Annotated in this window: 17 protein-coding genes and 1 other annotated feature; of the genes, 1 reads left to right on the top strand and 16 read right to left on the bottom strand. The window is 40.0% G+C overall.

The window, feature by feature from the left end:
• Nucleotides 1-26: 26 nt before the first annotated feature.
• The 15 genes from spoVAE to BR73_RS0106410 all read right to left on the bottom strand — a co-directional run bounded on the left by spoVAE (nt 27) and on the right by BR73_RS0106410 (nt 18,425).
• Complete coding sequence (gene spoVAE / locus BR73_RS0106475; protein ID WP_033164872.1) at nt 27-383, bottom strand: stage V sporulation protein AE; 357 nt, start codon at nt 381-383, stop codon at nt 27-29.
• 60 nt (nt 384-443) lie between these two features.
• The gene (locus BR73_RS0106470) at nt 444-1,493 is read right to left on the bottom strand and encodes a stage V sporulation protein AD (RefSeq protein ID WP_033164871.1); all 1,050 of its coding nucleotides are present in this window, start codon (nt 1,491-1,493) and stop codon (nt 444-446) included.
• Between the two features lie 119 nt (nt 1,494-1,612).
• The gene (gene spoVAC / locus BR73_RS0106465) at nt 1,613-2,119 is read right to left on the bottom strand and encodes a stage V sporulation protein AC (protein WP_242860633.1); all 507 of its coding nucleotides are present in this window, start codon (nt 2,117-2,119) and stop codon (nt 1,613-1,615) included.
• 68 nt (nt 2,120-2,187) lie between these two features.
• The gene (locus BR73_RS0106460) at nt 2,188-2,610 is read right to left on the bottom strand and encodes a stage V sporulation protein AB (protein WP_033164870.1); all 423 of its coding nucleotides are present in this window, start codon (nt 2,608-2,610) and stop codon (nt 2,188-2,190) included.
• Nucleotides 2,600-3,229 carry a stage V sporulation protein AA gene (locus BR73_RS0106455; protein WP_033164869.1) on the bottom strand — a complete coding sequence of 210 codons (630 nt, stop codon included), beginning with the start codon at nt 3,227-3,229 and terminating at the stop codon, nt 2,600-2,602. Before BR73_RS0106455 ends, BR73_RS0106460 begins: the two co-directional genes overlap by 11 nt.
• The gene (locus BR73_RS0106450; protein ID WP_033164868.1) at nt 3,204-3,404 is read right to left on the bottom strand and encodes a hypothetical protein; all 201 of its coding nucleotides are present in this window, start codon (nt 3,402-3,404) and stop codon (nt 3,204-3,206) included. Before BR73_RS0106450 ends, BR73_RS0106455 begins: the two co-directional genes overlap by 26 nt.
• A gap of 421 nt (nt 3,405-3,825) precedes the next feature.
• Complete coding sequence (gene sigF / locus BR73_RS0106445; RefSeq protein WP_081848552.1) at nt 3,826-4,575, bottom strand: RNA polymerase sporulation sigma factor SigF; 750 nt, start codon at nt 4,573-4,575, stop codon at nt 3,826-3,828.
• Nucleotides 4,576-4,585: 10 nt separating this feature from the next.
• A complete protein-coding gene (gene spoIIAB / locus BR73_RS0106440) occupies nt 4,586-5,005 on the bottom strand; it encodes an anti-sigma F factor (protein WP_033164866.1) in 420 nt (139 codons plus the stop codon).
• 22 nt (nt 5,006-5,027) lie between these two features.
• Nucleotides 5,028-5,414 (bottom strand): anti-sigma factor antagonist, encoded by a 387-nt coding sequence (locus BR73_RS0106435; protein WP_051685368.1) that lies wholly within the window; start codon nt 5,412-5,414, stop codon nt 5,028-5,030.
• 463 nt (nt 5,415-5,877) lie between these two features.
• Nucleotides 5,878-7,281 carry a tetratricopeptide repeat protein gene (locus BR73_RS0106430; RefSeq protein WP_033164865.1) on the bottom strand — a complete coding sequence of 468 codons (1,404 nt, stop codon included), beginning with the start codon at nt 7,279-7,281 and terminating at the stop codon, nt 5,878-5,880.
• A gap of 176 nt (nt 7,282-7,457) precedes the next feature.
• Nucleotides 7,458-7,601, bottom strand: a complete 144-nt coding sequence (locus BR73_RS29065; RefSeq protein WP_197032622.1) for a hypothetical protein — start codon at nt 7,599-7,601, stop codon at nt 7,458-7,460.
• Between the two features lie 240 nt (nt 7,602-7,841).
• The gene (locus tag BR73_RS0106425; RefSeq protein ID WP_033164864.1) at nt 7,842-10,502 is read right to left on the bottom strand and encodes a valine--tRNA ligase; all 2,661 of its coding nucleotides are present in this window, start codon (nt 10,500-10,502) and stop codon (nt 7,842-7,844) included.
• Between the two features lie 117 nt (nt 10,503-10,619).
• Nucleotides 10,620-10,831, bottom strand: a binding site (T-box leader).
• Between the two features lie 380 nt (nt 10,832-11,211).
• Complete coding sequence (locus tag BR73_RS0106420) at nt 11,212-12,357, bottom strand: hypothetical protein (protein ID WP_033164863.1); 1,146 nt, start codon at nt 12,355-12,357, stop codon at nt 11,212-11,214.
• A gap of 27 nt (nt 12,358-12,384) precedes the next feature.
• Nucleotides 12,385-14,538: a DUF5716 family protein gene (locus BR73_RS0106415; protein WP_033164862.1), complete on the bottom strand. Its 2,154-nt coding sequence runs from the start codon at nt 14,536-14,538 to the stop codon at nt 12,385-12,387.
• A 269-nt stretch (nt 14,539-14,807) separates the two neighbouring features.
• Nucleotides 14,808-18,425 (bottom strand): DUF5717 family protein, encoded by a 3,618-nt coding sequence (locus BR73_RS0106410; protein WP_033164861.1) that lies wholly within the window; start codon nt 18,423-18,425, stop codon nt 14,808-14,810.
• Between the two features lie 110 nt (nt 18,426-18,535).
• Between BR73_RS0106410 and BR73_RS0106405 the strand changes: the two genes are divergently transcribed.
• Nucleotides 18,536-19,657, top strand: a complete 1,122-nt coding sequence (locus BR73_RS0106405; protein ID WP_033164860.1) for a threonine-phosphate decarboxylase — start codon at nt 18,536-18,538, stop codon at nt 19,655-19,657.
• A 96-nt stretch (nt 19,658-19,753) separates the two neighbouring features.
• Here the strand turns inward: BR73_RS0106405 and nagB are convergent, their stop codons facing one another.
• The gene (gene nagB / locus BR73_RS0106400) at nt 19,754-20,479 is read right to left on the bottom strand and encodes a glucosamine-6-phosphate deaminase (protein ID WP_033164859.1); all 726 of its coding nucleotides are present in this window, start codon (nt 20,477-20,479) and stop codon (nt 19,754-19,756) included.
• Nucleotides 20,480-20,495: the final 16 nt, after the last annotated feature.

The following is a 20,495-nucleotide window of genomic DNA, read 5'->3' as shown; positions in this document are numbered from 1 at the left end:
TTTATCCTTACGCACTTTTTCAAATATTAGTCTTTCATTTTAGGGTTAAAGATCCAGGAAGCAATATAACTAAATATCAGGGCTCCTGAAATACCAGCAGAGGCAGCTGTCAGTCCTCCTTTAAATAACCCCAGCAAGCCGTCTTTATCAATTGCTTCTTTAATTCCCTTAAAAAGCGAGTTTCCGAATCCGCTTAAGGGAACAGTGGCACCAGCTCCTGCCCATTTAGCAAAGGGTTCATATAAACCGACTGAACCAAGAAAAGCTCCGAGGCATACCAGCATAACCATTATACGGCCCGGCATCAGCTTTGTATTATCCATTACTATCTGTACAACCACACAGATAGCACCGCCTATTATAAATGCTTTTATATAATCCATTGAGTTCCTTTCCAGAGCCTGTGCTATTTGCTTCAGGCTTCTTCTTATAATCCGTTGTATTTACATTCCTTCTATTATTACAGCATGGGCAATACCGGGAACCGGATTTCCTTCATTAAAGCTTACAGTTGACAGCAGGGCACCTGTAGGAACAAATAATACTCTTTTCCACTCTCTTCTGCGCAGTTTTGGTATGATATAACTGTTTAAGGTGATAGCGCTGCAACCGCAGCCACTGCCGCCGGAATGGGTGTCCTGGGTTTCTTTATCAAACATCTCAATTCCGCAGTCCATGTGGTTCTTTGAAATATCGATTCCTTCCTGTTTTAACAGATCGATTAATATGTCCTTGCCGATATAGCCCAGGTCACCGGTAATGATCTTATCATAATACTCTGCTTTAACACCAAGGTCATTCAGATTAGCGGCAATGGTCTTATAGGCTGAAGGCGCCATACAGGCACCCATGTTCATGGAATCTTTTACACCGTAATCCACAATACGTCCAATGGTTACTCCTTTAATACAAACCGGAGCTTCTTTATCAAGCAGGTTTTTGCTTCGGTTATCCTCTTTATCAAGGATAACTGCTCCACTTCCCGTAACCGTCCAACTGGTAGCCAAAGGTCTCTGACTACCATAGGCTAAGGGAAAACGAAACTGTTTCTCCGCACCGCCAAAATGACTGGAGGTAATAGCCATTATCTTATCAGCGAACCCCCCCTCAACCAGCACAGAGCCAATAGCCATGGATTCACCCATGGTAGAGCAGGCACCATAAACACCAAATAAAGGTATCTCCAGTTCCATAATACCAAAAGAGGTCGCAATTAACTGACCCAGGAGATCGCCGCCTACCATATATCTAATATCTTCTTTAGTAATACCTGCCTTTTTTATTGCAAGATCAGCAGCTCTTCTCATCATTCTGCTTTCCGCATCCTCCCAGGTGGTACCTCCGAACATAGGATCTTCCTCAACCTGGTCAAAATAACTGCCTAAAGGACCTTCTCCCTCTTTCTTACCGGCAATGGAAGAACCTGCTGTTACGTAGGGTGGATTTGCAAACAACAGACTTTGCTTACCGCACATTTTACTGCTCTTCTCCATTCTTACCTCTCATTCCGCCGCCCACAGCGGCACAAAATATGATGAAGGAAGCTTAATATAGGCACACCTGTGTATAAGCACACCTGTACCCTCTTAAGTTCTTTCAAACCGTTCTTAAATCAGATAACCCCAAGCTTCATTAACACAAAATATATAACCCCCAGCACCCAGGAACTAAATACACCATATAAGATTACAGGACCTGCAATGGTAAATATCTTACATCCAATACCAAAGACTTGTCCTTCTTTTTTGAACTCCACTGCCGGTGCGGCAACAGAATTGGCAAAACCCGTAATAGGAACAACGGTTCCGGCACCACCAAATTTAGCAATTTTGGGATAAATATTAAGCCCTGTCAAAAGAACAGACAACAGTATCAAAGAAAGGGCCGTGTACCCTGATGCCTGGTCTTCATTGCATCCAAGAGAGGTGTAGTAATTGTTTAAGCCCTGTCCCAGAACACAGATAAGTCCGCCAACCCAGAAGGCATTTAATATATTAATAAATTTATTATGGACAGGTGTTTTGTCTTTCACATATTTATTATATTTCTCTGCTTTCTTATCCTTATCCTGTTCCTTCACAACATCTGCGGCAGTAACTTTATTTTTATTATCCTGCATGTTATAACCTCCTTATTCACATAAATAAATGCCTTACTATTTTACATAGTTGTCCTGGAATTTATTCTTTATTTTTTGTAGTGTATAAATAGCTGAAAAAAAGCTCCTGCGCCTTTTCCTAAAGCTAAGCACAATACGATTATGGGTATTCCGATTTTAAGCTTAAGTCTGTGGGTCATGATAGGAAATATCTGAATTACTTCTTCAAGGGCAACGGCAAGACATCCGACAAAACACCCTGAAAATAAGCCGAATAGTATCTGCCCCACATACCCGACAGGTAATGGTGGTTTAAAGATATCCAGTATGTTTCCCAGGGTTGAACCAACTACAACAATATCTTCATACAACAGAATTCGTTTGGCTGTATCTGTTCTTATGGCAAGACGAGTCAGAACCCCGACAATGGTTATAAAAGCCACCATACCTGCTGCTATCAGTATTCCGCCCGTAAGTCCTATAAAAACCAATAATAAGTATTTAAGGAACATCGATGGATTTCCCCTCTCTTGACTTATTTTCAATCAATGTCTCATCCAGGTCTGCTTCATACAGCCTTAATTGCACCTGCATAGGTGTGGGATCCTTCCCGGCTTTCATTTTACTAAAATGATTAAAAAAGATTATGATACCAAGAGGTAACCCCACCGCATAGGAAATTTCCAGTAAAGATCCTTTAACCTGCTTCGTTCCCATTACAGACTTATAGACGATCTCAAAGATAACCGATACATTGGCATCCTCATTAAATGTCATTATGGTAAAAGCAGCACCAAAAAAGACGATACATGATACAAAGCCCACTTTAAAATACTCCCATAGCTTCTTCTCCTTCTGTTCCGGCTCAAATAGAATAATAAAATCCCGCTCACCAAGATTTATTATTTCTAAATCCGGATATTCCTTATGGATCAATTCTATTAGCTTAAGCACAGAGAAAACGTAATTGGCCTTTTTATCATCTTTTATAATAAAGATCACCTGTTGGTACAGATTTTCTGTTATATCCCGGTTGGGGGAAAAGAGTTTTGCGACATCTTTTAAACGTACTATCTTATGATGCACCAGGTTATTCTTGTCAATTTTAATATATAACCGTGTATTCTTCATCAGGCATCTTTCCTTCTATTCCGGATGTACTGCAATAACTGCTTTCAAATACAAGAGTTCCCTTATGAATCTCCTTTTCCGTATTCTGCGCAAAAATTACAATTACAATCCCTGCAGCAATCAGCAGTAAAGTGGCGGCTGTAATTATCCAGATTCTCTTCTGTCTGAATATCATTTTTAGTTACCTAACCTTTCTAATGATTTTATTCTAAAAGTTGAAATTAAGTTAACTCTGCCTAAATATTATAATTAAAGTTCATTGTTTTAATCAAAGATATTGCTTTAATCAAAGACCATTTCTCTAATCAAAGACTATTTCTCTAATCAAAGACCATTTCTCTAATCAAAGACTATTTCTCTAATCAAAGACAATCTCTCTAATCAAAGACAATGATTTAACAAAGATAAAATGTTAGTTAACTTAATTCAATTTATTCTAAAAGCCAGCTAAAAAAAAAATTGTAAATAAAAAACAGCAGCAGTTTTTTTACTGATGCTGTTCTTTCTTGTATTTATGATTCCTACTATCATAAACACCTATATAATTGTTATTATCTGTTAACTGCTTTATTATATACTGGTAATATCAGCCAATGTCAGGACATTCTCTCACGCATTTTCAAGAGTATTTTCTTTTCCAACCGCGATACCTGAACCTGGGAAATTCCCATTTCTTTTGCGATATCTGTCTGTGTTCTATTCATAAAGTATCGAAGCCTGATTAATTCCTGATCCTTCTCATCAAGTGATGCTATGGTCTCTCGTAATGCAAGCTTGTCAATCATATTTTCACTTTCATCATTGGTTTGTTCCAATTTATCAATCAGATAGATGGCATTTCCGTCTCCCTGATAAATTGTTTTATAGAGCGATTCTACTTCTGCACCCGATTCTAATGCCATTAGTACTTCTTCTTTTGCCAAGTTCAATTCTTTACTTATCTCTTCCAGGGTTGGTTCTCTTCCATACAGGCTTCCAAGCCGTTCTCTGATAACACGAATCTTGCCTGCTGTTTCCTTCATGGAACGGCTCACCTTAATTGCTCCGTCATCTCTTAAGAATCTCTTTATTTCACCCATTATCATAGGAACTGCATAGGTGGAGAACTTTACATCATAGCTCATATCAAATTTATCAATTGCCTTTATCAGTCCGATACTCCCTATCTGAAATAAATCCTCCGTCTCATGACCTCTTGACATAAACCTTCTTACAATACTCCATACCAATCCTACATTCTCCGTTATTACCCTGTCCCTTGCCTCCTTATCGCCCTGTTGTGATAAACGGATTAATTCGATTGTATCCACTGTTTCACTTCCTTCCTGCTCATGAGGTTTCCTCAGGATGTAAGCCCTAGTGGATTTTCTTTTTCATTTTAATAATAGTTCCTTTGCCTATTTCCGATTCTACTTCCAAATCATCCATAAAGGCTTCCATAAAAGAAAATCCCATACCGGATCTCTCTTCCTCCGGCTTGGTGGTAAACAGAGGCTCCATTGCCTTTGTTACATCCCCTATCCCTTGACCTTGATCCCGTACCTCTACATATACTTCATGTCCAAATATCCTGCAAAAAACAATCACTTTACCTTTGAGCTTGTCATAGCCATGTATTATGGCATTGGTTACAGCTTCTGAAACAGCAGTTTTGATATCGGATATTTCCTCCAGTGTAGGATCAAGCTGGGCAACAAAACTTGCCACGACTGATCTTGCAAAGCTTTCATTTTCAGATTTGCTGTCAAACTCTAATAACATTTCGTTGGTATCCATACATATCCTCCTGTTTAAACACCTATCTTCCCTTAGCTAACGCCTCTTCTATGGAATCAAATTTCGGAACGATCCGGTAAAGTCCGGACATTCTGAAAATTCTGTCTAAATTATTGTTTATGCCGGTTACAAAAATCTTTCCCCCTGAAAGTGCTATTTTTTTGTACCGTCCCATTATTACACCGATTCCGGAACTATCCATAAAATCTGTTCCGCTGAAATCAAATACAATATTCTTAATCTGTCCCTTGTCAAGCAGCTTGTCCGACTGTTCCCGGATTGACAGGGTATTATGATGATCCAGATCCTGCTTCACCTGTATTATCAGGCACTTCTCTTTCACATGGTATTCCGCCGCCTCCTTTTTGTTTATTTCTGATTTTCTCTTTAACGGTTCTTTCTTATCCATGCATACCTCTTTTCCGGACATTTAATTTTACCTGCCTCTTAACCGAGTCAGGCGTAATCCGTTAGGATCGTTTTAATATACCATTTGAAATATCTTGCAATCTGAATTTCGTTTTTATCCGCTTAAAAGCGTTATATAAACAGGCTTTTATCGTTTATAACCGTAGCGATAAAGTTCAAATTAAATAGTTGATGATTCAACTGATATATTAACTTCCATCTTTGTGCTTTGGCACACTCTCAAATCAGGAGACTAGTGCAAGTGCATCTCCTTTATCTCTCAGAAACTCCATAACCTTCATTATTAAGATATAGAATAGAGCATAAATGAAGGTTACAAAACCCAGAAGTTTACATTTACATATTTTAACATATATTTTCTCATCCGTCTATAAGAAAAGACAATTCCAAATAATTTTTGGAATTGTCTCTCCTGGTTGGTTTTATATTTGATTTTGCTTATCTTAAGGCAATGTCTGCAATTTTTCCTGTGCCTGGCTATAACGGCGGTTTGTTTCGGGAATTTTCTCGATTATCAGGTTATAATATTTTTTTGCATTCTCATAATCGCTTTTTTGGTGGTAAGACCTGGCGATAAAATAAAGTGCATCTGCATTGGTGTTATCCAGTTCATATGTTTGAAGCAATACTTCCAAAGCTTCATCGTACTTTCTATTAGAATACAGTCCATAACCTTCATTATACAGTGCCGCAGCTGCTTTTTCACCTACTGCATCTTTTATCTGGTTATAGAGCTCCAAGGCCTGAGGTTTCTCTAATTTATCAGTTTTTACCTTTGCCAGCTGCTCCGCCACATTAACATAATTAATCTGGGAACTTCCTTTTTGAAGCTCATTTACATATAAAGCTGCTGTCTTAAAGAGCTGGTCATAGATCGTATCATCTACCTGATTACCATTTAATTCCTCAATCTGTTTATTCAGGGCAGCAATTTGGGTATCCAGTTCATCCTTTGCCTTTACTGCAGTATCATACTTTTGATCCAATTCATTAATCTGTGCACTGTGTTCCGTTTTCAGCGCATTTGACTTGCTCTCGTAATTGTTGACAACGGTTGGCACCAATAGAAATGCTGCACCCATAATGCCGATGGCTATACCGATTATCAGATTTACAAAAGGCCATATATTGGGTCTTTCTTCTTTATAGGGAGTATGGCCAAAGACTACCGGTTCCGTTACAACTTTTCTTTCTTCCTTCTTCTCTGTCCTGGCATCTTCACCGGCAGCCTGATTAAGCTCATTTAATTCCCTCATATACTTAAGGGTAGTAGTATTAGATACATCTATCTTACTTGCTTTGGTCAGATTCTTAAGGGCCTTGTCAAGCTCACCGCTCTTAATGTATAGCAAAGCAAGCAACTGAAGCGCTTTCACAAAATGCGGATTCAGATTAACAACCTTCTTCAGCTGAATGATTGCCAGGTCCTCATTTCCCTGTTTGGCTGACTGCAAGGCAGCATTATATTTTTTGGTAGTCTGGTTCAGATTCTCAAGTCTGGTAGGATTAGCCTGCACTAACTCCATATATCTGTCCGCGTCATTATTTTCCTGCTGCAAATGCTTACTGATTACCCATTGACTCAGAGCAGCGACAGGTTCTCCCATCTCATAATAAATAAGGCCCAGAAGATTTCTGGCATCCGTATTTCTCTTGTTCAGCTCCAAGCTCTTTTTCAATATAATGACAGCACCGGACAAATCCCTTACTTTTGCCTTCTGGAGTCCTTCATTATAGTAGCGGTTGGACATTAAATTTATTTTTGTATACACTGTTAAGTCTTCCCCGCAGCGTTCACAGCGGTTATTCTTACCCTGAACGCTTTTATTGCATACCGGACATATCATGTTATCTTCCTGCCACTTGTCATACGAGCAAAGGAATCTCTTGTGGCTTCCTTTCCATTCTTATTTTCCATCGCTCTTCGCTCAGCTAAAAACACCCAGGGTGTGTTTGAGAACTATTTGCACAAACTGCCACAAGTGATGGTCAGAACGGTGCAAGTAGTTTATAAACACAACTGCTAATTCTTGTCTTTAATTTCCTTCAGCATGGTCTTAATAATATCTGTAATATCAGACAGATCATTACTTTTTATTACTTCTTCCACCTGGTCTACTTCAAGGCTTGGCTGAAATTTAGCGATTTCTTCATCAAAATTAATCATGCTGGCTCCTATCTGTGCGCTCCGGTGCACTCGTTTTATTTCTGCAACCCACTATATATACATATCACAATTCTGCATGCAATATGTATATATAGTTGAATTAAAATTTTTACTTCTTCCGGATATAAAATGCCATGTTAAAAATGCTTTTTATACCCGCTCTTTTTTCTATCTTAACCATTAAATGGGTAAAAATCAAGTGTAATCTCATACCCTAAGAATTTTTACCTCTTATCTTAACTATTTCGTAAGAGTCTTAAGACGTTCTTCCACCTGTTCCATAAGCTGGGTGTATTTTGCCAGCTTTTCCTTCTCTTCCTGAATCTTGGCTTCCGGTGCTTTGCTTACGAATCTTTCGTTAGCCAGCATTCCGTTTACACGGTTTAATTCACCGGCTAAACGAGCCTTTTCCTGGTTCAGTCTTTCTATTTCCTTCTCGATATCTACCAGTTCTGCAAAAGGCATATAGATTACAGCCTCCGGTATAAGCGCTGTAACTGCATCCGTCGGTATTCCATCGGTATTCTTCTGTATGGTTACTTCTGAAGCATAGGAAAGAGTTGCAAAGAACGCTCTGCTGTTCTCAAAGATTTCCGTTATTCTGCTATTTTCCGTTACAATAATAACTGAAGCTTTCTTTGAAGGAGGTACATTCATACCGGCACGAACAGCTCTGATACCTTTTACTGCTTCCTTCATTAATTCAACTGCTTCTTCCTCTTTGCTGTAATTGAATTTTTCATCAAATACCGGCCAGTCAGATACCATAATGGACTCTGCTTCTCCATCTTTTCCTTCTGCTTCTAATAAGGTACAGTAGATTTCTTCTGTAATAAAAGGCATATAAGGGTGAAGAAGCTTTAAGGAAGTTATCAGCACCTGTTTTAAGGTCCAGATAACACCTGCTTTGGTCTCATCGGCATCATTGTAAAGTCTGGGTTTAACCATTTCGATATACCAATCGCAGAATTCCTCCCAGATAAAGTCATATATTTTCTGTACGGCAATACCAAGCTCGAAGCTTTCCATATTATCCGTAACTTCTTTTACAAGTGTATTGCATTTGGACAGAATCCATTTATCCGCATCTGTTAAGAGAACCTTGTCTCCTTCTACAGCTTCGGCTTTCTCAAGATTCATCATAATGAAACGGGAAGCATTCCATACCTTATTGGCAAAGTTTCTGCTTGCCTCCACTCTCTCTAAGTAGAAACGCATGTCATTTCCGGGCGCATTACCGGTAATCAGCGTCAGACGAAGGGCATCTGCACCATACTTATCAATGATCTCAAGAGGATCGATACCATTTCCAAGGGACTTGCTCATCTTTCTTCCCTGAGAATCTCTAACCAATCCGTGAATCAGTACCTTATGGAAAGGCGCTTTTCCAGTATATTCATAACCGGAGAATACCATTCGTATTACCCAGAAGAAAATAATATCATAACCGGTTACCAGTACGTCGGTAGGATAGAAGTATTCAAGATCTTCTGTGTTCTTAGGCCATCCAAGGGTGGAGAAAGGCCAAAGCGCTGAGCTGAACCAGGTATCCAGAGTATCCTCATCCTGCACCAGGTGATCATGTCCGCATTTGGGGCAGGTTCCCGGCACTTCTCTTGACACTACCACATCGCCGCATTTGTCACAGTAGTAAGCAGGTATTCTGTGTCCCCACCACAACTGTCTGGAGATACACCAGTCTCTGATATTGTCTGTCCAGTTAAAGTAGATCTTATCAAAACGTTCCGGTACAAAGGTTATTTCACCGTTTTTTACTGCATCTACTGCGGGTTTGATAAGTTCCTCCATTTTAACGAACCACTGCTGTTTGATTAAGGGTTCTACAGTTGTATTACATCTGTCATGGATACCTACATTGTGAACATGGTCTTCTACTTTCTTTAAGAGTCCCATCTCCTCTAACTCTTGTACCATCTGCTTTCTGGCCGCATAACGGTCCATTCCTGCAAATTTTCCGCCTTTTTCATTGATGGTGGCATCATCATTCATAATATTGATCTGTTCCAGGTTATGTCTTTTTCCTACTTCAAAATCATTAGGATCATGAGCAGGTGTAATCTTAACAACACCGGTACCAAAATCCTTATCTACATAGGTATCCGCAATAATCGGTATCTCTTTGTCCAGGAAAGGAAGAATAACTGTCTTGCCGATCAGGTCCTTATAACGCTCATCCTCGGGATGCACAGCCACAGCCACATCACCTAACATGGTTTCAGGCCTTGTCGTAGCTACCTCTAAGAATTCCTTTGTTCCTGTAATAGGATAAAGAAGATGCCAGAAATGTCCGTTCTGTTCTTCATGCTCTACCTCTGCATCAGAGATACTGGTCTTGCAGACAGGGCACCAGTTAATGATACGGGAACCTTTATAGATAAGTCCTTTCTCATATAATCTGATAAATACTTCCTCTACGGCCTCGGAACAGCCTTCATCCATGGTGAAACGCTCTCTTTCCCAGTCACAGGAGGAGCCGATTTTCTTAAGCTGGCTTATAATACGTCCGCCGTATTCCTCTTTCCACTCCCAGGCTCTCTTTAAAAAGCCTTCTCTTCCAAGATCCTTCTTATCAACGCCTTCTTTCTTAAGCTGCTCGATAATCTTAACTTCCGTTGCAATACTTGCATGGTCTGTACCTGGCTGCCAAAGCGCATTATAACCCTGCATTCTCTTAAATCTTGTAAGAATATCCTGCATGGTATTATCAAGGGCATGTCCCATATGAAGCTGTCCTGTAATATTAGGCGGGGGCATAACAATGGTAAAAGGTTTTTTGCGTTTATCCACCTCTGCCTTAAAATATTTCTTATTTATCCACTTTGAATACAGCCTGTCTTCTATATCCACGGGGTTATAATTCTTTTCCAATTCCTTGTTCATTCTTTCCTCTCATTCCTCCGCTCTTGGCGGCATCATTTTTCTGCTTCCGGGGCAGTTATTTCTTACTGATTTTTTAGCTTTTGCCTGTTTTCTAAGAACAAAAAAAGGCTCTCCGTCTAAAAGGACGAAGAACCGTGGTACCACCTTTGTTCACAGCTGTAATCTGCTGCCTCTTAATCTGTAACGGGACTACCCGGCATTTCCTACTCGCTTTCAGAAACACAGTTCAGGAGCTACCTTCAACAAGCAGTAAGTAAGACAGCCTCTCAGCCTTGAACCGTCCTCTCTGATACACTTACCTGTCTAATCCTCTCCATCATTACCTTTATTCTATCTATAATCACTATGAATATCATATGAAAACTTTCTTCTTCTGTCAAGTACGAAATGTTGGTTATTGGGGGGACAGAAGTTTTGGTTATTGGGATGACGGATGTTTTTGGGGGTGTACGATGAGAGTGGCTTACATTTATGCATTTTCCTGTTCAGGGTTCCAAATTCCACCAAAATGGCAGAAGTTGTTCCCTGGGCAGGTGAAAGGATACCAAACTCGCTGAAAATCGCTCAGACAATGGTATCCTTTCACCTAGGGACAACTGCTGCCATTTAAGTGTCATTAGGAACCCTTCAATGGAAAATTCCTAAATGTAAGCCACTCTCATCTGGTATATTCTAATGATAACTTCGTAGTTTTTGGTATGCGATTCTTTTATAGGTTGATTCCGTGTTTTTTTAGAAGCTCTGATACATATTCTTTGTTTTCTTCTTTTTCTTTGGTGAATTTCTCGATATCCTCGAGATACTTGTCCTTTAGCAGGTTGTTCTGTTCAATTCGATCTTTTAATTTCTGTCTTCTGTCAAGGAGTGCGGTAGTTAACTTCTCCATTTCTATTGAATCCAGCAAGGCTTCCAACTGGTATATCCAGATCTTGGCATCTGTGATTTTTGCAGCCTTTAGATGAGTGATAATTTCCCTGTTGTAGTATTCTGTCTGTTCTTTGCTGACCTTATACTTATTCTCATCTTCCTTTTCTTTCTTATACTCCTCCCAGAGATAAGTCAGCTGGGCATAACTGTCTACCATATACTTCTGGTAACAGTAATCCAGTGCGTTGGTATTATTGATATATTTGATTTTTACTTTATTGAGCAGCTGGATGGCGCGGTTTAATTTTTTTTCTGCCTCAGCTGTCTCTTTTCTATTCTCTCTGGCCCGTATAAATATATAGGCTGCTGCGGTTGCTCCTAATGCTATAGTTAGAAGAAAAGGCAGCTGCATATTGGCCCCGGTTCTTAGGTTTACCCAGATAAATAACAGGAATAAAAGAACGGAGAGTATACTGGTGGTTATCCCAATGGTGCCTAGAGTTTTCTGATTTGCTTCTGCATCCTCTTTCTGATGCAGCAAAGCTGCCCTCTCACTGTCCAGATATTTAAGGTCATTTTCGATATCAAAGCTGTAAGCCTCCCAGGCTTTCATCTTTCTTAGGTCCAGCGGTATGCTTTCTTCAAATTTAGCCAGATTATGATACTGGGTATCCTTTATCTTACGGGTGCCTTTCTTATATCTTTCCCTGTCTTTTGACAGTGTCAGAATCTTTCTGGCAAGGTCATTGATAAGCTCTCTGTCTTCTCGCTCCAAGGCCTCGATTTTCTGTATATCACTGATATAATGGGTTACAGCCTGCAGCTCTGTCTTCATTTCCTGTGCCTGCAAAGTACTTTCTACAATCTGCTGGCAGCTGTCTTCTATCGCGTATTTGGAATCCTCCGCCCTATTCACTGTCAGGCTTACAGGTTCTTCTGTCCTGCTATTCTTGTTTTCCTCTGAAGCCTTACGTCTTCTAAATGCCATGTGCCTGATTTCCTTTCCGTAACCGGTTTATGAATTTTCTTTGCGGTACTCCTGTTTATATAAAGCTATTATATCCTTCACTTCCCGCCTGAAATCGTTAAGCCTTCCGGTATCTTTTGCTTCCTTAAGAGCCGCCAATTTCATATAATTCTCGCTGTCCTTAAAGCGTAACAGGCTTTGTTGTATTTCTTCCTTTAATGCTTCTATATACGTTTCATCGACTGTTTTATGATTGCCGTCTGAATCCTCTGGTAAGTCTGCTTCTTCCATTGTTTCCCCTGATAGCAGCTTGCACAGGTAATACTGTCTTTTGGACTCTTCATTGCCATTTAAGCGGTAAGCTTCCTTAAATTCTGACTTGGCCCTTAATAATCCTTCCAGATGAAGCCTGCATATTCCGAGATTATGGCGAATTCTGCCTGTAACCTCTGCAGTTAGCGTATTACTGTGGTTATTTATCAGTATTTCATAAATCAATTCTGCATCCGAATACTGCCTATGGGATAAAAAGGAATCTGCTTTTTTTAATGCCATTTCAGCAGGTGATATATTCTTTCGTTCCTTTTGTTTATTCAGAAAATCTTCTGCTTCTGCCTTTGTATAATAACCTGTGTCCAGCAATAAGACCACCGCAGCTTCCAAGAGTGCTTCGTAGCCGGACAGAGTAGTTTTAATCTCTCTGAGCTTCAGCGCTTTTTCAGCCTGTTTAAGCTCCCGCTCTACCCAAAGAAGAAAATCCTCCTCCAGAAGCTCATCCGTGAGGAGCAGGAAATTATGATGGATATAGTAATAAAGCTCCTCTGCATTATTAACAGCCGTGCCGGTTATTTTAAATCGGTAAGGAACTTCTGCTTTGACCTTATCGCATAAAATAAGTACCCCTGCACTCTCTTTTTCCGTATTATCTGCATCCTCAAAGAGTTTTATAAGTTTTTCCCATCTTAAGCCGGAAGACGCTCTGAATTGCCCAAAGCCAGTATCTCTTACTCTTACTGCCGCTGTTTTCTCGTCCTGAAAAGTCAAAGATATTTCTATACGTGTAGTCTTATCATTTTTTACCTCTAAGCCTTCCAGAATAATTTCGTGATATTCCTTCTTTAGAGTGAATAGATCCTTCACCTGCAAATTTAAAACATTGCTTTCTGTTAATATGAATTCCTGGGTACAGGGCTTATCATACCAGGCCTTGTAACCGTCCCAAAGGGGAATTTCTGCCGCTTCACCCGCCTTGTAACCCTCTGCTGTTATAAGGGCATTTATACGGTCTGAATCCAGAAAGATATATTCCTTTAATAATCCGGCCTGTTCATTCTCCTTTTCTCTGGAGGTATAGCAGGCTCCTTTTGCATATAGATTCTGACCTTTAAATACTCTTCTGCCAGTACATAGTTCCTTGAGGGCATTGTCGACCCAATCACCTTCAAAGCCTGCACCAGTTACATAAATAGTAGAGATCAGCTGTTTATGAAGAATCCCTTTGGCAAGATTAAGAAAACAATACTCCGTCCGCTCCCTGTCATCCTTCTCCACTTCTTCAAGGCTTAAAATGTCACTCAGTTCCCTTCTGCTTATTCCTACCGGTATGGGACTTAATCTTCTGTTTATGCTTATCTGACTATAATAGAATTCCTCTTCATCCATATGAAAAAGGCCTACATCATTAAGCCACAGCTCCTTCTTCTGACTGAGAGCATAGTATTCATAGCTGAGGGAATTGCTCTGAAGTATAAGCCTGTCCTCTTTGATTCCCATATTATGAAAGGCTTCTGTAAGTACTGCCTTTAGATTCTCATTTAGTTTTTTCACGGTTATGGTTATTTTACCGATGCTTTCGCCGGGAAATTTCAAGGTAACAAGGGTCAGGCATTTGCGAAAGAGTTTCTCCAGAAGGAAGGCTGCAGTGTAAGCTTTATCATATAACATAATCTCATCCCCAGCCATAGCCTTTACAAGCAGATTATCTGCCTTCTGACACAAGCCCTCCTGCTCAAGGCTTAGAACTTCTTCTCCATAAGCCCATTCCTTACCACCTGTCTTACTTCCCACCAGTGCCGGATAGAGATATTTCCCCTGGCTTAAGGTTATGGATTCCGGTTCCATGGTCTTATGATTATAAAAGCATATCTGTATATAATCATTTCCGAAATCAATCCCTAACAGAAGTTTTTTTCTGTCAGTCATACAGCTCTCCTTTCTGTTTCTACACGATGGAGTAGGTTTCATAATACTTATGTCTGATATTACCTTGCATAAATTTCACTGAACGAGCACCCGTTATTTACGCGAGGCAGTACACGCTGGATATTTCGCTTATGGAAGAATTCATGAGGCAGCAAGGTGCGATTATGGTAACACAGGTGCTATATCTCAAAATTCCAAAACAGCATACTACAAGGTTAAACGGTCAGTGCGGTACAATAATATTTAGAACATACCTTCGTGCAACGTTATTAAATCGGTTTAAATAAATCCATAATCAGATGCCTGCTCTTTCCATAATTCCACATACTGTCCAGAACGCTGGTGTTATCGTTCATTTCAAAAGCCGTAAGTATAAAGTTAATCTGATCCAGAGGTGTATCTTCTTCAAGCTGCATCTCCTGCTCAGCCTTTATACTGCCGCTCTCCGTAATATTGGTATGTAGGCTGTCGCCTTCTGAGATATAATATTGCAGATTCTCATCCTGAAATACGGTGAAGTCCTTTACCCTTATTCCAAGAAACATATCCTTCATTTCCTCAGCAGTGAATTCTTCTTCTTTGTTTTCCAGCCGGTAGTGTATGATAACCTTACTGGAAGGATCAGCGATATATTCTACTAAGTATTTTTCGGTTATTTTGGGATTTAACGGTATGACTCCTTTAAAATTTTTAAAGAAAGGAAGGATAATTCCCCGTCTTAAAAAACTTTGCAGGTTATAATCTACAAATTCCTTCTCACTTTCATCAAAGAACTCTTCTTCCGATAGTTTCTTTAACAGTGCAAGCATGCAGACATCGTTTTCCTCATAAATCAGTTCTCGCTTCATAACGTTAAATAACTCTGCTTTAAGAATTCTGCCGTTCATCAGATATTTATAGCCATGATAGGACAAAAATGCACGTATTAATTTACGGTTACTGCCTCTTTGATAATATTTCAGGAATACCTCCGGTGAGTTCAGCAGATACTCCCTGGTTACCAGCATCTGTGTCAGAAGCCGTTCCTCAAGTACGCAGGTATTAATCTCAAAGCTTAAGGCAGCTTCCCATAAACTATAGAGCTCACCGGTGGTTCCTTCATAGTATTCTGCAAGATACAGCAGTATTTCCTCATTATATTTACCTGCCTTATAGATAAAATAACAGAGCTTCAACAAGAATTCATTCTTATCCGTATATTTGCCAAGAAGATTGATTGCTACTTTTAGCAGCCTGTTAATCTGTATACCTTCAAAACCAAATTCATAAAGGGCTTTTTCCGCTTCCTCATTATAGTTTCTGATAATAAGCAGCTCCGTAACTTTTAACCGGTCGTTTTTATTTAACTTCGTCAGGTCAATCTGCATCAGGTATTCTTCTAACAGCTCTCCCTGAAAGTTGTCATAATAATATGAAACCAGCTCCATTAAAAGCTTTCCCCTGTAACTTTCATTAAGAGAGGGAACGTCTAACAGTTTCCTGCGGATTACTACAGATGCCTGGTCAAACTTCTGATAGGTGTCAATCTTATCTGCATAATACAGTAACACCATGGTATTCCGGCTGTTATAAAGCAGGCAGTCCTTCAGATAACTATCTTTGTTAAAGAAAGGATAAAGGGTGTATTCTATGGTATTGGAATATCTGTTATCCTGTGAGTCTACCAGCAGGATTTCATAATTTTCCATATAGAGGTCTATATATGCTATATTTGATACAAGGGGTGTATATACTTCTTCACCGGTTTGACCATGAATGGTAATTACGCCCTTTACTGCATTATTACTGCAGCACAGCTCCTGCTTGAACATTACATAAGGAAGCTCTCTAGAAATCTCCTCCGTTAATCCGTTTAAGGTGATAAGCTCCTCATAAATAACTGCATAATTCCTGTCAATGGCATGCTCTTTCAGCATTCTTCCTGCAAAGTTCTCTACCTTCTTGCAGTAGCTTTTGTATATAGGCCCTAATTCCTCTTTGTTCTTTATTACATAAGCATAAAGAAAAGCTTTCTTTTTATCACTTAAGCTGCTGTTATAGATAAAGTACAAAAGTACCTGCTGTGGAAGCTTATTCTGAGGCAACTTTGACTGAAGCAGCGTATATTGTTCCTCCTCAAGGGAATAGAGATAATATTCATACAATTCTGTGATTCTAAGCTGTTCCTGTACTCCCAGCTGATACCAGACAAAATACTTCCTGCCACGTTTATGTCCTTTAATCAGCAAACTGCAGATTGCAGAAAGGATACCAGTAAGGACAGAGGTATCGGCTTTGTTATCCAATTCAGAAAAATGATTGTACAACAAAGAGAGGCATAGATATACACCTCTTGTAAAATCTCTTTTCTTACCGGCAAGGTAGGCAAATTGTCCTGCCAGTTCCTCACTTATGTATTCTTCCTTCACTCCAAATAGAATCAATTGGGTTTCAAAGTCCCCAAGTTCCGTTAAATATACCGGATGCTCCCGTAAGATCATGAAAGCTTCCAGATACATATAGGGACTGCGGCAACCATTGTAATATTGATTCTTGATCATATCCAGAGCTTGATTTTTATTACTCTCATATTTCTTATCCGTATATAAGAGAAACCACAGAATCCGATAGTCTGAGGAATTCATACGGTAAGCCGCCTGTATTTCCTTTAAGGCTGCCTCTGAGGCTTCACTGTTCTTATAAATCAATGCTGTCAGATACCAGAAGGCACATACTATTGCAAGTGAGGTCTCTTTCCCCTCCAGGATTTCAGCTTTAATGGTATTTAAAGCTTCTTTTAACTCCTCCTGCCTTTCTTCTGAATCCTTATCCTTTACCTGGATAAGATGTATCTCCAGAAGCTTATACCACATGAGATTCTGCCTGTCACCTACTTTCAGGCCATGTAATTCTACCTCTGTCTTCTCTGTATATTCCTCCGGACTCAGGAGATTTTTACGAAAATCCAGGTAATTTCTCACACAGGCAGTGACTTTCTCTCTGATTTGTGGTTTCTTACGGATATTTTCTTTCTCTTCAGACTTTTTAACAGCAACTATTTCTACTACAATTGTCTCATGGACTGAAGTCAATATAAGCCTTCCGTAGTTCTTCCCCCTGCGCATCTTTTCCGGCAGGATTACAAACTCCAGTGGGTAGATATTCCCCACAAAATAATCAGACCAGATAATCTTATGCTCCGGATTAATAAAATCTCCGTCCCAGGTAACTCTTATCTCTTCATAACCCCAGTTATCCTTCATCAGGGTCACTTTATCCATAAAGCTCTCTGTGCTGACCTCATATTCTATAATATTCTTATCAACAATAATATTAACAGGGGTTTTCTTACGAACGGTAACCTGGAATTCTTCCAGGGCCTGACTGTAGGATCTGCTCTTTCGTAAGCCATCATAGAGGGTAAGGTATTTTTTATCACGAAATTTGAGGAAATCTCTGAATTCTTCAGATTTGAACAGCTTCACCGCTTCTGCCCAGTCTGTTTTGGCAAGATTGGTAAAGTGAAAGAAGTCTTTGATTTTACCCAGAGAGGAGTTAAGATACGGTGGTTCTGCGGATATGTAATAAGGAATCTTTCCTTCTCCGCTGTTGCTGACAATATGGAGTTCTCCCCGTATCATATCTCCCGGAGCCAGATTCCTGCCCTGAACGGTAAAAGTGATCTCGCTCCGTATGCCTTCAAATTCCTTATTCTTCAAAGCTAAAAATGTACCGGTAGAATAACACTGTCCCTGGACCATAGTTCCCAGTGAATTCTCAACCGTGAGAGAGCCTGTATAGCAGCCGCCTGCGTCTACCGTTATAATTAACTCTTTCTCAGACAATACTAAAAAAGGTGATTCATATTCAAAGATACCTTCAGCCAGCTGTTTAATTTTCTCCTTCAACCATTTCACCTCAGACCTTGATTATTTTTGTATTGTATTGCATTTTTCTTCCTTTATATTATAATTATTATAACACTAATCGACAGGATTTCGCAAGGGAAAGGATAGTTATGATAACATCGAAAGAACATTTTCACGGAAGTGATTTAGAAAAAATAGAAACCCTTTATGGGATTAAGAAGGAAGAGCTTGTTAATTTTGCAGGAAATGTTAATCCATTGGGAATATCCCCCCTGCTGCGCCAGTCCTTATCAGAACGCATTGATGCCATAACCGAATATCCTGACAGGGAATATACCTCCTTAAGGCAGAGTATAACCGCTTATCTGAATAAAGACAGAGGAACAGGGTCTCCCATAAACAGAGAAGATGTGCTGGTTGGAAACGGTTCTACAGAACTGATTTCGTTAATGATTCAGTTTATTTCCCCCTCTAAGGCTCTGATCCTTAGTCCTACTTACTCTGAATACGAGCGGGAGCTTACACTGGCAGGAAGTAAGATTGACTATTTCCCTTTAAAAGAGAAGAAGGATTTCCGCTTAGACTGTAACGCTCTAAAAGCAAAGTTAGCTGAGGGGTATCAGCTTCTGGTAATCTGCAATCCAAACAATCCCACCTCCTCCGCTATCAATAAGGATACCTTAGCTGATATCCTTTCCTGCTGCCAGGAAAATAATGTCTACTGTATGGTGGATGAGACCTATGTGGAATTCGCACCTGCTGTTAACGCCATAACGGCTGTATCCCTGATATCTGATTACAGCCGGCTGATTATTATCAGAGGAATCTCCAAGTTTTTTGCCGCTCCGGGACTTCGCCTGGGATATGCAGTAGTCGGTGATAAGGAGCTCATTGCTAAGGTAAACCGCCGCAAAAATCCCTGGACGATTAACACACTTGCTTCCCTGGCAGGTGAAATCATGTTTGCAGACGAAAATTATATTCATACTACCAGAGCCTTTACCCAGAAAGAACGGCAACGGGTGGTAACTGCACTAAAGGACATACCGGATATAAAGTTTTACGAGCCCTCTGCCAACTTTATCCTTCTTCAGGTACAAAAGGACAGTCCTACCTCTTATGAATTATTCGAAGGCGCAATAAAAAAAGGAATGCTGCTTCGTGACTGCAGCAACTTCCCTTTATTGAACAACCGCTTTATACGCTTTTGCTTTATGTCGGAAGAGGCCAATAGCAAACTACTGGAATATCTCAAAGAGAGCCTGAGCTGAAAGAAACTTCTGTATATAACTTTCAATCACATTAGGGTATGCCTGAAAACTGTTAATACCGTGCCTTGCCTCCACTTTCTGGGAGGTAAGGCCGTCCTAGAGCAATGCCGCGGCTTCTTTATCTGCCACAATAATAAAATCACTGTGCATTTGCAGAATTGAGGCCGGTACCAAAGGTGTGACCGGTCCATTTATTGCGGACTTTAATATCTCTGCTTTCTCTCTGCCGCTGACGACAAGTACAATTTTTCTTGCCATCATAATACTCTGAATTCCCATGGTATAAGCTTCCCTGGGTACTTCTTCCCCTTCTTTGAACAAGCGGGAATTGGCTTCTATGGTTGATTGGGTCAAGGTAACACAATGGGTGCCTTTCTCAAAGCTGTCTCCGGGCTCATTAAATCCGATATGACCGTTATGGCCCAGTCCCAGGAGCTGTATATCAATTCCGCCCAGTTGTTCTATTACTTCGTTGAACCGGCCGCATTCTTTCTCACTGTCCTTAGCCAGACCATCCGGCAGATAGGTATTACTTTGATCAATATTCACATGACGGAAGAAATTCTCCTTCATAAAATAATGATAACTCTGTTGATTACCGGGGGATATTCCCTTGTATTCGTCAAGGTTTACCGTCCTGACTTCCTTAAAATCCAGATCCCCCTTATGATACCAGTCAATCAGCTGCCTGTATATTCCTATTGGTGTAGAGCCGGTTGCCAGCCCCAAAACACTATCGGGTTTAAGAATAATCTGGGCTGACAGTATATTAGCTGCCTTTCTGCTCATATCCTCATAATCTGCTGCTCTATATATCCGCATGTTTAATCCTCCTGTG

It is taken from the genome of Clostridium sp. KNHs205, from assembly GCF_000702945.1.
Classification (GTDB): domain Bacteria; phylum Bacillota; class Clostridia; order Lachnospirales; family Lachnospiraceae; genus Anaerocolumna.
This window is presented reverse-complemented; position numbering and strand designations above follow the sequence as displayed.

Coding starts and splice junctions, on each gene's coding strand:
- spoVAE (WP_033164872.1), bottom strand. CDS start 383: ATGGATTATATAAAAGCATTTATAATAGGCGGTGCTATCTGTGTGGTT.
- BR73_RS0106470 (WP_033164871.1), bottom strand. CDS start 1,493: ATGGAGAAGAGCAGTAAAATGTGCGGTAAGCAAAGTCTGTTGTTTGCA.
- spoVAC (WP_242860633.1), bottom strand. CDS start 2,119: ATGCAGGATAATAAAAATAAAGTTACTGCCGCAGATGTTGTGAAGGAA.
- BR73_RS0106460 (WP_033164870.1), bottom strand. CDS start 2,610: ATGTTCCTTAAATACTTATTATTGGTTTTTATAGGACTTACGGGCGGA.
- BR73_RS0106455 (WP_033164869.1), bottom strand. CDS start 3,229: ATGAAGAATACACGGTTATATATTAAAATTGACAAGAATAACCTGGTG.
- BR73_RS0106450 (WP_033164868.1), bottom strand. CDS start 3,404: ATGATATTCAGACAGAAGAGAATCTGGATAATTACAGCCGCCACTTTA.
- spoIIAB (WP_033164866.1), bottom strand. CDS start 5,005: ATGGATACCAACGAAATGTTATTAGAGTTTGACAGCAAATCTGAAAAT.
- BR73_RS0106435 (WP_051685368.1), bottom strand. CDS start 5,414: ATGGATAAGAAAGAACCGTTAAAGAGAAAATCAGAAATAAACAAAAAG.
- BR73_RS0106430 (WP_033164865.1), bottom strand. CDS start 7,281: ATGATATGTCCGGTATGCAATAAAAGCGTTCAGGGTAAGAATAACCGC.
- BR73_RS29065 (WP_197032622.1), bottom strand. CDS start 7,601: ATGATTAATTTTGATGAAGAAATCGCTAAATTTCAGCCAAGCCTTGAA.
- BR73_RS0106425 (WP_033164864.1), bottom strand. CDS start 10,502: ATGAACAAGGAATTGGAAAAGAATTATAACCCCGTGGATATAGAAGAC.
- BR73_RS0106420 (WP_033164863.1), bottom strand. CDS start 12,357: ATGGCATTTAGAAGACGTAAGGCTTCAGAGGAAAACAAGAATAGCAGG.
- BR73_RS0106415 (WP_033164862.1), bottom strand. CDS start 14,538: ATGACTGACAGAAAAAAACTTCTGTTAGGGATTGATTTCGGAAATGAT.
- BR73_RS0106405 (WP_033164860.1), top strand. CDS start 18,536: ATGATAACATCGAAAGAACATTTTCACGGAAGTGATTTAGAAAAAATA.
- nagB (WP_033164859.1), bottom strand. CDS start 20,479: ATGCGGATATATAGAGCAGCAGATTATGAGGATATGAGCAGAAAGGCA.